The organism is Nostoc sp. LEGE 12454 (assembly GCF_056620565.1).
On record NZ_JBWQXL010000020.1, the window covers coordinates 1 to 12659 of the forward strand.

15 protein-coding genes are annotated in these 12659 nt (G+C 39.3%); 13 read left to right on the forward strand and 2 right to left on the reverse strand.

All coding sequences use genetic code 11. From position 1 onward, the window contains the following. The first annotated feature begins 178 nt into the window (after positions 1-178). The 13 genes from AC1F2U_RS20345 to AC1F2U_RS20405 all read left to right on the forward strand — a co-directional run bounded on the left by AC1F2U_RS20345 (position 179) and on the right by AC1F2U_RS20405 (position 11733). Complete coding sequence (locus AC1F2U_RS20345; protein ID WP_480262733.1) at positions 179-2977, forward strand: NACHT domain-containing protein; 2799 nt, start codon at positions 179-181, stop codon at positions 2975-2977. 138 nt (positions 2978-3115) lie between these two features. Next, positions 3116-3370, forward strand: a complete 255-nt coding sequence (locus AC1F2U_RS20350) for a hypothetical protein (protein ID WP_480262734.1) — start codon at positions 3116-3118, stop codon at positions 3368-3370. Between the two features lie 9 nt (positions 3371-3379). Then, on the forward strand, positions 3380-3823 hold the full coding sequence (locus AC1F2U_RS20355) for an HNH endonuclease (protein WP_480262735.1): 444 nt from the start codon (positions 3380-3382) through the stop codon (positions 3821-3823). A 90-nt stretch (positions 3824-3913) separates the two neighbouring features. Next, a complete protein-coding gene (locus tag AC1F2U_RS20360; protein WP_480262736.1) occupies positions 3914-4390 on the forward strand; it encodes a hypothetical protein in 477 nt (158 codons plus the stop codon). 1030 nt (positions 4391-5420) lie between these two features. Further along, complete coding sequence (cysE, locus tag AC1F2U_RS20365; protein WP_480262737.1) at positions 5421-6161, forward strand: serine O-acetyltransferase; 741 nt, start codon at positions 5421-5423, stop codon at positions 6159-6161. Positions 6162-6265: 104 nt separating this feature from the next. Beyond that, entirely contained in the window at positions 6266-6496 is a 231-nt protein-coding gene (locus AC1F2U_RS20370; protein WP_480262738.1) for an Asr1405/Asl0597 family protein, read from the forward strand. A gap of 306 nt (positions 6497-6802) precedes the next feature. After that, complete coding sequence (locus AC1F2U_RS20375) at positions 6803-7000, forward strand: DUF2949 domain-containing protein (RefSeq protein WP_094349915.1); 198 nt, start codon at positions 6803-6805, stop codon at positions 6998-7000. Between the two features lie 371 nt (positions 7001-7371). Further along, positions 7372-8505, forward strand: coding sequence for a homocitrate synthase (gene nifV / locus AC1F2U_RS20380; RefSeq protein WP_480262739.1), 1134 nt, complete (start codon positions 7372-7374; stop codon positions 8503-8505). Then, a complete protein-coding gene (locus AC1F2U_RS20385; RefSeq protein WP_069070441.1) occupies positions 8492-8779 on the forward strand; it encodes a nitrogen fixation protein NifZ in 288 nt (95 codons plus the stop codon). Before nifV ends, AC1F2U_RS20385 begins: the two co-directional genes overlap by 14 nt. After that, positions 8754-8957, forward strand: a complete 204-nt coding sequence (gene nifT / locus AC1F2U_RS20390) for a putative nitrogen fixation protein NifT (protein ID WP_322649722.1) — start codon at positions 8754-8756, stop codon at positions 8955-8957. Before AC1F2U_RS20385 ends, nifT begins: the two co-directional genes overlap by 26 nt. 159 nt (positions 8958-9116) lie before the next feature. Then, complete coding sequence (locus AC1F2U_RS20395) at positions 9117-9662, forward strand: (2Fe-2S) ferredoxin domain-containing protein (protein ID WP_480262740.1); 546 nt, start codon at positions 9117-9119, stop codon at positions 9660-9662. A gap of 247 nt (positions 9663-9909) precedes the next feature. Beyond that, positions 9910-11106: a PD-(D/E)XK nuclease family protein gene (locus AC1F2U_RS20400; protein WP_480262741.1), complete on the forward strand. Its 1197-nt coding sequence runs from the start codon at positions 9910-9912 to the stop codon at positions 11104-11106. 51 nt (positions 11107-11157) lie between these two features. Then, complete coding sequence (locus tag AC1F2U_RS20405; RefSeq protein WP_480262742.1) at positions 11158-11733, forward strand: Uma2 family endonuclease; 576 nt, start codon at positions 11158-11160, stop codon at positions 11731-11733. 38 nt (positions 11734-11771) lie between these two features. Here AC1F2U_RS20405 and AC1F2U_RS20410 read toward each other — a convergent pair whose 3' ends face one another. Next, entirely contained in the window at positions 11772-12116 is a 345-nt protein-coding gene (locus AC1F2U_RS20410) for a hypothetical protein (protein ID WP_480262822.1), read from the reverse strand. After that, complete coding sequence (locus AC1F2U_RS20415; RefSeq protein ID WP_480262743.1) at positions 12028-12597, reverse strand: hypothetical protein; 570 nt, start codon at positions 12595-12597, stop codon at positions 12028-12030. The genes AC1F2U_RS20410 and AC1F2U_RS20415 overlap by 89 nt, the downstream gene beginning before the upstream one ends. Between the last annotated feature and the right edge of the window lie 62 nt (positions 12598-12659).

Here is a 12659-nt window from a genome sequence, read left to right on the forward strand (position 1 = left end):
GTCGTACACCACACAAGCGTTTAAAGTCTTCTGGCTTTAAGATTTTTACTTGTTCGTATGTCATCAATGCTACCCAACTCTAACCTACTTGTCCCACGTATTTGGGACTTTTGCAAGAGGTCTATTACTCCAGCTAGTGGATATACTCGTAATCAAAATCTCAACAGAAGCGAGTATTATGCTGGACTGGTTAGCTATTTGGGGTGTAACTCAGGCCGCGGGGTTGATTTTTAAACCCATTCTGGAAGACTTAGCCAAGGATGCTGCTAAAGATTGGGCTAAAGATTTATTAAAAGGCATCCCTGGCAATATTTTAGAGAAACTTAAGAAGGAAGACATAGAAATCGCTGCTGGTAAAGCTTTAAAAGAATTTTTACAACTTGTGCAGGAAGATTTAAAAGGTGGAGAACTTTCTGAAGATGAAATCAAAAAGTATACGCAGCCGATAAAGCAATTTCTCAAAAATCAAGAAGTCAAAGAAATTTTGGGAAACGCCTTTAAAGATAATAATCCAGCTATAGACACTAATAGATTACAAGAAATTTGGGATAAAATTAATATCTCCAATCCCTTACCAGATGATTTTAACTGGAAGCGGATTGCTAAGAAATATCTGCAAAAGGTTAAAGAGATTATTCAAGGTATTCCTGAACTCAGAGATGTTCTGGATTCCCAAAACTTGGATAAAATCAAAGACATCTTAGAAGGCAATGCTCAGAAAATTACCGCATTTAATTTAGTTAAATATCAAGAAGGAATCCGCGAAAGCTATGGCAATCTCAAGTTAGATAGCTTAGATACTAGCGGCTATGCTTATAACGAGCTTAAATTATGGCGGATTTTTACTGCTCAAAATGTCCGGGAAGCTCATCAAGTTTTACCACAAGTTCACGAACTGCCTAAAGAACATCTTAGACGGCTGCGAGAAACTGACCAAGTAGAAGCTGAAGTGGAATTAGAAGAATTAGAACGCCACAAACGGGTTTATTTTGAACAGCCGATCCGTTCAGTTTTAGATGTTGTCAATAAAAAGCAAGATTATAAATATACTGTGATTTTGGGCGATCCTGGTTCAGGTAAGTCTACATTGTTGCAATTTCTGGCTTTGAATTGGGCTGAGTCTCCACTGGATAATGTTATCTCATTACCAATTCCGTTGCTAATTGAGTTACGCACTTATATGCGGCGACGGGAAGATAAAGAGTGCAATAATTTTCTAGAATTTTTTCATCAATGTAGTGGTGCTGTTCATCATCTCAATCAGCTTGAATTAGATAAACAATTAAAAGCTGGTAATGCCTTAGTGATGTTTGATGGTTTGGATGAGGTATTTGACCCTGGTAAGCGAGAGGATGTAATTACTGATATTCATCGCTTTACTAATGACTATCCTGATGTGCAGGTAATTGTCACTTCTCGGATTATTGGCTATAAACCGCAACGATTGCTTAATGCTGAGTTTCGCCACTTTATCTTACAAGATTTAGACTCAGAACAAATTCAGGATTTTATCAACCGTTGGCATGAGTTAACTTTTACCGATGCAGTAGATAAAGTGAGAAAACGGGAACGGCTGCAAAGAGGAATTGCAGCTTCCAAATCTATTGCAGAATTGGCGGGAAATCCTCTGCTGTTGACGATGATGGCAATTCTTAATCGGAATCAAGAGCTACCAAGAGATAGAGCTACACTTTACGATCAAGCATCGCGGGTGTTGCTGCATCAATGGGATGTAGAACGCGCTTTGACAGAAGATAAGAGGTTAGATCCGAAGACGATTGATTATAAAGATAAGCAAGCGATGCTGCGTCAGGTTGCTTATTTTATGCAAACTGGTGAGAAAGGTTTGGCAGGGAATTTGATTAATGAAAATGATTTAGTCAAAGTTCTGACTGATTATCTCAAAACCATAGAATTTGATAAACCTAGAGAAGCTGCGCGGGTGATGATTAATCAACTGCGGACTCGCAACTTTATGTTATGTTTCCTGGGTGCGGATTATTATGCTTTTGTGCATCGGACTTTTTTAGAATATTTCTGTGCTTGGGAGTTTGTCTGGCAGTTTAAAGAAACGCAAACGCTGACTATTGAGGAACTGAAGAATGAAGTTTTTGGTAAACACTGGCAAGATGAAAGTTGGCATGAAGTCTTGCTGCTAATTGCGGGGATGATTGAGCCAAGATTTGTTGGGGAGATTATTGATTATTTAATGGCGCAAGATGGCGAAGCGGAAAAGTTTGTCAATCTCTTTTTAGCGGCTAAGTGTCTTGTAGAGGTGAGAAATCGCTCGGCGATTGTGTCAACAGCTAATAAATTACACAATTCGCTAAAGGATTTATTCGGATATGGATATGAAGATAATTCTCGGGCTTCAGGTAATAAATTTGATCTAATTCGGGAAATTCGTACTCAAGCTGTTACAGCAATTACAACTACTTGGAAAGATGACCCTGAAACTTTACCGTGGCTAAAAGAACTTTCTCATACCTATGGAGATTGGGATATACAAAGTACAGCAGTGCAAGAGGTTGCCAGGGAGTGGAAAGACGACCACGAAACTTTGCTGTGGCTCAAAGCCTGCTCTATGTCCTTTAATCCTGCTGTACGATTTGGAGCAGTTCAAGCATTAGCTAAAGGTTGGAAAACTGACCCCGAAACCTTACTTTTTCTCAAAAACTGCGCTCAACTTGATTATGATTGGTCTGTGCGACGGGTAGCATTAAAGCAATTGGCTTGGGGGTGGAAAGATGAGGCTTGGATGTTTGAATTCTTGTTTAGTCGCTCTATTAATGATCCTTTCAAGCGTATGACAACTTGGCAAACCAATCCTCGGCATATTGCGCTTGAGATAATTATCAAGCAATTTCCTCAGCATCCCCAGACTTTACCACTGTTGCGCGATCGCACACAAAATGACCCAGATAAGCAAGTGCGGGAATTTGCTCAGAAGAAGTTGGCACAATTAAGCAATAATTGACGAGAATATTCTTGTAGAGACGGCGATTTATCGCGTCTAACGTGCCAGTTTTTCAGACGCGATAAATCGCGTCTCTACATGAGGGCTTTCTGCTTATCCCATGTAAATTAGTAAAATTAAATAAAAATAGGTAATCTCATGACTACATCTGTAAATACAGCCAAAGTCTACGATGAAATTATAGAGTTTATTGCTGCTGGAACCACTCCCCAAAGTGTTATCGATTTCAAACTCTCGGATGCAGCCAAAGACCGTTTAGAGGATCTTGTTTACCGCGCAAAAACTGAAGGGCTTACAGGAAGTGACCAGCGAGAGTTAGATCATTTCCTCACGCTAGAGCATATTATGCTACTAGCAAAAGCAAAAGCTCGTCAGTACATCAGCGCGGAGTAAGTATTCAAAGTGTCTCGTCCATATATTAATGCAGAATTGCGGCGTTTAGTTAGCGATCGCGCCGAGCATATTTGCGAGTATTGTCTCGTTTCTGAAGAAGATAGATCGTCGGGTTGTCAAGTTGACCATATAATCGACATCAAACACGGCGGTGCTACAACAGCAGATAATCTCTGCTATGCCTGTATTTTCTGTAACCTGCAAAAAGGGACGGATTTGGGGTCAATTAATTGGCAAACTGGCGAACTTGTCCGATTTTTTAACCCACGCAGAGACTTTTGGGGCGCTCATTTTCGACTAGATGAGGCTGTGATTTACCATCAAACAGATATCGGTGAAGTTACCGCACGCATCCTAGATTTTAACGGCGATGAAAGGATTGTAGAACGACAAGCTTTGATTGCATCTGGTCAGTATCCCTCAGCATCGGCGCTAAAACAGATAAATAAATAGGTTATGATGTGCGATCGCATCCACCAATGGGAATTCTATACTTAGCAACTATTGCTACTTCACCATTAGAACTCCCAAGGTAAATATATAATGGCTTATCAGAATATTGCAGCCTCCCTTTCGCCAGAAGATATCCAAGAAATTAAAGCCGCGCTACAGACAGTCCAAAGAAAGATGCCCTTTCTAATTACTCTCAGCACTGAAGAACGGCGTAAGTTAGTAAAAATGGGCGATAAAAGCCTAGCTTTTGTAAACAATAGCATCACTGCTGCTCAGTCTAACCGCGAAATTCTTCCAGCCACTTTTGACGTTGAGGAACTGGTTCAAGATTATCAATTAGCTGCTGCGCTTACCGAACTTTTAACCTCAATGCAGCAACTCACCGAACAAGTAGATGATACCCTAATGGCTGTCGGTAGTGAAGCTATGACTAGCAGTTTGACTGTTTATGATTACGTGAAGACTGCATCAAAAAAGACTCCAGGCTTAAAAACTGTCGCTGAACAGTTGGGCGAACGCTTTAAAGCTATCAAAGGTAGACCAGCTAAAGCTGTATCTGGTTCTTGAGTCGTTGATACTCATTAATGAGTCTTTGAACTCCATTAAAGAGGCTTTGATACTCATTAAAGAGGCTTTGAACTCCATTAATGAGGCTTTGATACTCATTAATGAGTCTTTAAACTCCATTAAAGAGTCTTTGATACTCATTAAAGAGGCTTTGAACTCCATTAAAGAGGCTTTGAACTCCATTAAAGAGTCTTTGATACTCATTAAAGAGGCTTTGAACTCCATTAATGAGTCTTTGAACTCCATTAACAAGTTTCTACAGCTTTTGTGTGTAGTGTAATATACCTGTCTTGGCAGACAGGAATCAGTAATTATTTAATAGACTCTTGCACGAATACAAAACTAGCCCTCATCCCCCAACCCCTTCTCTCAAAATTGGGAGAAAGGGAGACAAATTCAAAGTCCCTCTCCCAAGCTTGGGAGAGGGATTTAGGGTGAAAGCTCATTGATTCATGCAATAAGTTTAATTGCTATGAGAACATTTACCTATTCTGCTGTTTTAAGATTTTGCGATCGCTATTCCCACACATCTATATAATAAGAAAACAGTCGTGATGAGCGATAACTATATTTTGAAACGTATACATACATACAGACAGCAAATCCTAAAAGAAAATAAAGAAACCTGTCTTTCGCCTATCCAAATAATAAGATACTAATAGTAATAGGATATACAGAAAATAGATTTATAGCCTTACCAAATTCATATTTGAGTGCATCTGAGTACAGCTTAATATATTGCAAAATATTTTGATAAAATCTTAGCAAATGCTTACGGGTAAAGTTTCTTGTAGCGCGAACATAAATTCTTAACCCCTGCCCCAAAAATACTAGTACCCCCATCATTAAATACTAGTGCCCCTACCCCAAGATAAATTTTCAGTTTATCTGGAGTCGGGGTTTCGGCGTTTGAGTACAACCTCAATCAATCCAATAAATCCAATCAGCATTGGGTTTTATATCGAGTTGGATGTCACCTGATATAAGCATAAAAATAGCAGATGACTTTTTTACCAGATAGACATTACCGATGCAACAGTCTTTAGACAGTATTAGCAATCCCCCAAGTACCAAAACGCAGGATTCTGCCCGTACATCCATGCTGAAAAATCTTCTCTCTGGCGTTTTTTTTGAGCCATTATTGAGTGATTTTCGCATTATTTTTGAGCGCGATCCCGCAGCACGTAATTGGCTAGAAGTGGTGTTTTGCTACCCTGGATTGCACGCGCTATGTTTGCATCGTCTTGCTCACTGGTTACATTGTCGAGGAGTCGGTTTTATCCCCCGTTTAATTTCTCATTTGGGGCGATTTTTGACAGGTATTGAAATTCACCCAGGTGCAGAGATTGGTGAGGGCGTGTTTATCGACCACGGAATGGGAGTAGTCATTGGCGAAACTGCGATCGTGGGCGACTATACACTGATTTATCAGGGCGTCACCCTTGGCGGAGCTGGTAAAGAAACTGGTAAGCGTCATCCCACAGTCGGCAAAAATGCAGTGATTGGGGCGGGTGCGAAAGTTTTGGGTAATCTGCAAATTGGCGATCGCGTCCGTATTGGCGCAGGTTCCGTTGTCTTGCAGAATGTCCCCAGCGATCGCACTGTTGTGGGAGTTCCCGGCAGAATTATTTCTCGCAACGAAAGCGCCAGCCTTTCTCCTTTAGAACATGGAAAGCTACCCGATGTGGAAGCAACCGTGATTCGTTCTTTGCTCTCGCGCATTGAAGAACTCGAAAAACAACTGCAAACTTTAGGCGTTAAGAGTCATTAGTCATTGGTCACTTGTACTGAGCGTAGTCGAAGTATTGGTCATTAGCAAATGACAAAGGACAAAGGACAACTGACAAATGACAAAGGACAAATGACAAATGACAAATGACAAATCATATTTTGCAGATTCCTTTGAGCGATCGCTGGCGAATCTATCACCGTTTGCAGGAGTTAAAAATTAATTGCTCTTGTCCCCCCGATGGTTCTTTACGGGTGCAAGTGAACAATTTGCTCGAAGTAATTCTAATTCGTAGTACAGTTATGCAACTTCTTGCTTCTCGTCACGAATTATTAGAATGGCTAGAGCGTTGCTGGCATTATAGTGATGAGTCATGATTATTTCAAAAAGACCTAATTTAGGCACGATTAATCTTGAATTCATGACGCAAGTACTGGACTTTATCCTTTTTGTTCATAGATGCACAAAGCTCAAATAGGTTTAGAGTTTGAAGCTACTGTCCGCTAGCAGAATTTGTTGCAGACTGAGATGGATTAGACGGGGTTTATATTTTGTTGGGTCTACTAAATCTGAAATTTCCCTGACATATAGCAACAATTAAAAAGACGAAATTCCTAAATATAAATTGGAATTTCTGATTTTTAACTTTTTCCCAAATTAAGAAATTGAAAGTTCAATCACTTATGGCGACTCGGAACAGAGATATAAAACTACTCAATTTTTTGCACAATGAACTTGAACTTTCAAATGCCGATATTGCTGTAGCTCTGCGACACCGTGAATTAGAAAATGGCCCGCTACCGATGCTCCTCTGGCAATATGGTTTCGTTGACTTGGAGCAGCTAGGAAAAATTTTTGATTGGCTAGCAGACCAAAGTTAGCGAATTTGCACCTCTTAAGGTTGAGTACCATTACCTGCCTAAATTACACCCAGATGTACTAGAAAATATGAGGTTACGAAGATGATTACATCCTTAATTGCTGGCTTTTGTGTATTACTTTGTTCCGGATTTGCTAATAGTTATATTAGTTCATTGCTACTCGAAGACATTTCAACTGACATCGGTAAAAACGATTAGTAATTTATACATTGTTTTAGTTCCCTGCCATACAGATGTGATGCTAATAATGGGGCAATAATTAAGGATCATGTATCCTACATTATAAATTGTGATATTTTTAGCATTTACCATCACGAGGGATTGTAGAGGGAAAGGATATTAAGAATACTTCCAAGAGAGGGATATTTGCAATGAATCAAATCATAATTAATGACACTACATTACGTGATGGCGAACAAGCCGCAGGTGTTGCCTTTACTCTACAAGAAAAAGTAGCGATCGCTAAGTTTCTCGATGCCATTGGTATACCGGAATTAGAAGTGGGTATACCGGCAATGGGTGACGAAGAAACCCGTGCGATCGCTGCAATTTCAGACTTGGGTTTACAAGCAAAACTCTTGGGCTGGAACCGCGCTGTCATCTCAGATATCAAGGCTTCCATCGCCTGCGGTTTGAATCGGGTGCATATTGCCATTCCCGTCTCTGGTATCCAAATTGCCACTAAATTTCATGGTCAGTGGCGAGTAAGTTTACAAAAACTCAAAGACTCCATCAACTTTGCCCTCGATCAAGGCCTTTGGGTAGCAGTCGGCGGAGAAGATTCTTCCAGAGCTGATGAAAACTTCCTCTTAGATGTAGCACTTTATGCCCAAGAATGGGGTGCATCCCGTTTCCGTTTCTGCGACACAGTAGGAGTTCTCGACCCCTTCACCACCTACACCAAAGTCCAAAGACTGGTTTCAGCGTTGACGATTCCCCTAGAAATCCACACGCATAATGATTTTGGTATGGCAACTGCCAATGCCCTTGCGGGTATCAAAGCCGGAGCTTCATCAGTGAATACCACAGTCAACGGATTGGGTGAACGGGCAGGAAATGCAGCATTAGAAGAAGTTGTCATGGCAATCAAACGTATCTACGGCGTTGATTTGGGCATTGACACACCCAGTTTGCTGGAACTATCTCAACTAGTTGCAGCCGCATCAGGAGCAGATGTACCACCCTGGAAAGCGATCGTTGGCGAAAACACCTTTGCTCACGAATCTGGCATCCATGCTCACGGAGTATTGCAAAACCCCATCACCTACGAACCATTTGCACCCGAAGAGGTAGGTTGGGAACGGCGTTTAGTAGTAGGTAAACATTCTGGACGGCATTTAGTTGCTAACTTGCTAGAACAGCATGGAATTTTCTTGAACTCTCAAGAAACCCAATCTGTTTTAGATGCAGTACGCCATCAATCGGTACAGAAAAAACGCAGTTTGACGACAGAAGAATTGTTGAATTTGGTCAGAGAACAGAGGTACTCTCATGCAACGCGATGAATTAGAACTGAACTTGCCACCCGCTTTTGAAATTGGTGAAAAAGTCAGAGTTCGTAAACTGCTAAAAAACGATGGTACCTTTCCCGGTAAGGAAGTCGGCCAAGTTTTGGTAAACAAGGGAGATATCGGTTACATAGCGAGTATAGGCACATATTTGCAGACTTCCTATATATATGCTGTGCATTTCTTAGAAACAGGGTTTGTCGTCGGCTGCAAGAAAAAAGAACTAGAATCGGTTGAGGAATCTCATGAAAGTAATGCTACGGATGAATGATGCCGGCACTTTAGTAGTTTACGTTGCTAAAAAAGACCTTGAAGAAGAAGTTGTCAAACAAACCGATGGAAATGATGGCAAAGTTCTCACCCTAGCAAATGGTTGGGAATTAGAATTTCGTGAATTGCCAGACACAGCAAATTTACCTCAAACAGTAGAAGCTAAACGCCTAGCTTAAAAACAGTTAGGAGTTAAGAGTTCTGAGTTGGAAGTTAAGAGTTCTGAGCTAAGAGTTATGCATTATTAACTCCTAACTCCTCATTTTTAACTCCTCACTCCTAACTCCTCACTCCTAACTCTTCGCTTTTAACTCCTCACTCCTAAATTTTTATCAATCATGGGTAACAAGTATTTGACGTTATCAGAATTGAACCTTGAGGGACAGTTACTAGGTTTTGTTGGTGGTGAACCAGGAAAATATAAATACTTGCAATTAGCAGTTCCATCTGGAAATGTAGAAATTAAACTGCCTAAAGAGTTACGCTCTTTACTAAGTTCATCTTTAGTTCCTGGTCAGCAAATTCGCATTTGTGGTCATAGTGAGATAGACTCGCGCACAAGTAAAATTAAAATCAAAGCCTATCGAGTGACACCAATTGATGCGTGTCCAAAACAAGATTTACCACTTCAAACCAAAGCGAGGATTATGGTATGTCAAAAGGGCGGTTGCCTGAAACGTGGTGGTAAAGGTTTATTATCAGAATTAGAAAAAACTTTGTGCGATCGCGGTTTGTTAGACAAAGTTACTATTGAACATACAAGTTGCCAAAAATGCTGTGGCAGCGCTCCCAACTGTGTTTTACAGCTTGGTAAAAAGAAATACAAGAATATTCATCCTGATGCGATCGCAACTTTGCTAGAAAGTCACTTAACTTCAGAGTAATAAGCTTCTCTAGCTATTTTTAAAATAATATACAAGTTTTTAGGGGTAAAAATTCTACCCCTATTTTTTTGGTATATTATAGCACTCTTGTCAAACTGCGATCGGCTAAGTTATAACTGCTGCAACGTTAGTAATATCGAATACAAACAGAACTTCTAACAATTTTCAGTAGCCTTGTTCAAGCTGGACTACAACCATAGTTATTGTGTATACATTTTCTGCAAATATCTTAAATAGCTAAAAATTAATGTCTTTGTTTAGCAATTTACTCAATCTACATTCAGGAAGCAAGCCGCTTGAAGATTTTTTTACTGAGATTGTTGCTTATTTTTTGTCCCTAAATAATGATATTTTACTTAGTTGGCTAAAACATCACTTAATCATTAGTGATGATAATTATTCCAGCATCAAGATTTCAACCCAACAAGAACATCAAGCACTGGCGAGGCATACTGAGGATAGTAGGCTTGATATTGTGGTTGAACTTTCAACTGGTTTAAATACAGACGTAATATTCATTGAATCAAAAATTGGCTCAACAGAAATACCAGGACAATTAAAAAAATATGCTGAGATTTTAAGTAAATTACCAAATGTTAGACATCGAATTTTAATTTACATTACCCGTGATTATGATCCAAAAGAAGAAATAAAACAATATGATTGTGATCCAAAACCAGCAATCAAAGAGTATTGCCTTGAGTTATCACCCAAGATTAATTTCTTCCAACTGAGGTGGTATCAGTTTTATAGTTTCTTGAAAGAACGCGCGTCTGATATCTTAGCTCAAGAAATACTAATTTTAATGAGGAATAGCAGAATGTCTCACATTAATCAATTTTCATCAATTGACTTATTGACAATGGTGAATTATAACAAAACTCTCCTTATTATGGAATCAACTCTCAGTGAAGAAGTACAGCAGGAATTCAAGCTAGCTTTTGGAGGTGTTATCAAAGGTGCGGCAAGTAGGACTCAATGGAAATGGGACGAGAGATATATTATCTACACCCACTTTTCTCCCTCAACATGGGACTTATGGTGTGGTGTTGGATACTTCGGTTTAAATCCAAGTAATTTAACTGATTATCCATATTTAGGTATATTTTTGCAGGTTTCTCATAAGTTTGCACAACGCCCAAAAATTATTGAATCAATGCAGAAAGTAATTAACGATAAGCCTAATATATGGACTCCTAGTAATTTAAAAGTTTTGCCAGCATGGTCAGGTATATTTTATCGAAAAAGCTTAAAAGATTTTTTATCTGAAGAAAACCACGTATCTGCTATTAAATTATTTTTCCAAGAGTCAATAAAGGAATTAAAAACGGTTCAGGAACAATATTTTGATTTTCCCTGGAAGGGTGTAAGTATAGAAGCAACTATAGAAGGTGATAAAGAAGAATACCCAGACACCTCATTATCTTCTATCGGTGAAGTTTAATCAGCTACAGCTATATTAAGATAAAAATAACTCTGCATTCTCGTAGTTGTTATGAGCCTTACCACTGCTAAACGCTTTACTATAGCTGAATATCACCGTCTAGCTGAACTCGGCTTCTTTGAGGAGAATGACCGAGTTGAGCTAATTAGGGGTGAAATAATTCAGATGGCAGCAAAAGGTACACCGCACTCTGTTTGTGAAACACGCCTAGAGCGAGAATTATATAAGCTAGTAGGCGATCGCGCAACCCTGCGAGGACAACAACCAATTACTTTGTCTAACAACAGTGAGCCTGAACCAGATAGAGTAATTGCAAAAAATAGAGATGATGACTATCTAGCGAATCATCCCAGCCCATCTGATGTTTTACTCTTAATTGAGATTGCCGATTCATCCTTAAAATATGACCAAGAGGAAAAGCTACTTATTTATGCAGAAGCAAATATCTCTGATTATTGGATATTTAATTTAGTCGATAATTCTCTGGAGTGCTATAGCGAGCCTTATCAAACTTTGCAAATTAAATTTGGTTATCGCCGCAAGTTAATTTATCTGCCAAATGAATCAGTTAATCTGCCATGTTTTCCTGATTTAGTTATGGATTTATCCAAGGTATTTCCAGGTTGACGTACCAAGCTCGATTAAACTAAATTCCCTTTGATAAACTAAACCAAGGCACAGTAAAATTTCCAGAAAGAAGAGTGAGAAATTCTCAGAACATTTTGTAAAAATATTTTTTCACGAACCGATAATATAATCTCTACTTTTGCATTATTTACCTGGGCACACTCTCTGTTTGTCGTTTCTTCGACTTCAGGGAGTAAATGTGCAACACCAAATAGTTTTCCCAAAGGAGATGTTTTTAAAAAAGCTTGCCGTTGGGCGTGAGTCATCATCTCACTTGAGCCTACTCTTATTTCATCACTGCTGATATAGTTTTGCTTCTCCCCATTGACTTTCGTGTAGCTGACAGAATTTTGCTGCTGCTGTTCGTGAAAATCTGAAGCCATATAAATCTTCTCTAGGAGTGCTACGTGCAAATCCAAGATATTCCATCTGCACTTTATCTCTATAGTATGACACAGCTGTATCTATAGCTTCTAGAATAACTAGCGGCTCGTCTCCTTGTGTTTGACAAAATTCTAGACCCACCTTGGCTGCATACCAGATTAACCATTTGCCGATTGGTTCAATTAACCGTTCAGCTATATCTCCTCGACTTGTAGGATGGGCTTCTATATGTTCTATTTCTAGAAAACAGGGATATCCAGGATGGGGATAAAGACCATATTGCACTAATCCCCAAACTTTGCCCTCGTAAACGAGTTTGACTATGTTTTGACACTCAAAACTAGTATTTTTCCAGAAGTTTAACCAGTTACAGAACCAATCGTTTGGCATATCATTTTCTATAGCTGGGGAAAGAAAAGCTATTTCCTCAACAGTCGATTGAATTCGGACTTTTACCTGATAGGAACCAATGGTAGTCAATTAAGTTTTACAACCTTTTAGCGGGAATCTTGGATATCCAAAGATTCTAAAGCAACTACCAA

Coding starts and splice junctions, on each gene's coding strand:
- AC1F2U_RS20360 (WP_480262736.1), top strand. CDS start 3,914: ATGGCTTATCAGAATATTGCAGCCTCCCTTTCGCCAGAAGATATCCAA.
- AC1F2U_RS20385 (WP_069070441.1), top strand. CDS start 8,492: ATGCAACGCGATGAATTAGAACTGAACTTGCCACCCGCTTTTGAAATT.
- AC1F2U_RS20375 (WP_094349915.1), top strand. CDS start 6,803: ATGGCGACTCGGAACAGAGATATAAAACTACTCAATTTTTTGCACAAT.
- AC1F2U_RS20345 (WP_480262733.1), top strand. CDS start 179: ATGCTGGACTGGTTAGCTATTTGGGGTGTAACTCAGGCCGCGGGGTTG.
- AC1F2U_RS20395 (WP_480262740.1), top strand. CDS start 9,117: ATGGGTAACAAGTATTTGACGTTATCAGAATTGAACCTTGAGGGACAG.
- nifT (WP_322649722.1), top strand. CDS start 8,754: ATGAAAGTAATGCTACGGATGAATGATGCCGGCACTTTAGTAGTTTAC.
- AC1F2U_RS20350 (WP_480262734.1), top strand. CDS start 3,116: ATGACTACATCTGTAAATACAGCCAAAGTCTACGATGAAATTATAGAG.
- AC1F2U_RS20370 (WP_480262738.1), top strand. CDS start 6,266: ATGACAAATCATATTTTGCAGATTCCTTTGAGCGATCGCTGGCGAATC.
- AC1F2U_RS20410 (WP_480262822.1), bottom strand. CDS start 12,116: ATGGCTTCAGATTTTCACGAACAGCAGCAGCAAAATTCTGTCAGCTAC.
- nifV (WP_480262739.1), top strand. CDS start 7,372: ATGAATCAAATCATAATTAATGACACTACATTACGTGATGGCGAACAA.
- AC1F2U_RS20400 (WP_480262741.1), top strand. CDS start 9,910: ATGTCTTTGTTTAGCAATTTACTCAATCTACATTCAGGAAGCAAGCCG.
- cysE (WP_480262737.1), top strand. CDS start 5,421: ATGCAACAGTCTTTAGACAGTATTAGCAATCCCCCAAGTACCAAAACG.
- AC1F2U_RS20405 (WP_480262742.1), top strand. CDS start 11,158: ATGAGCCTTACCACTGCTAAACGCTTTACTATAGCTGAATATCACCGT.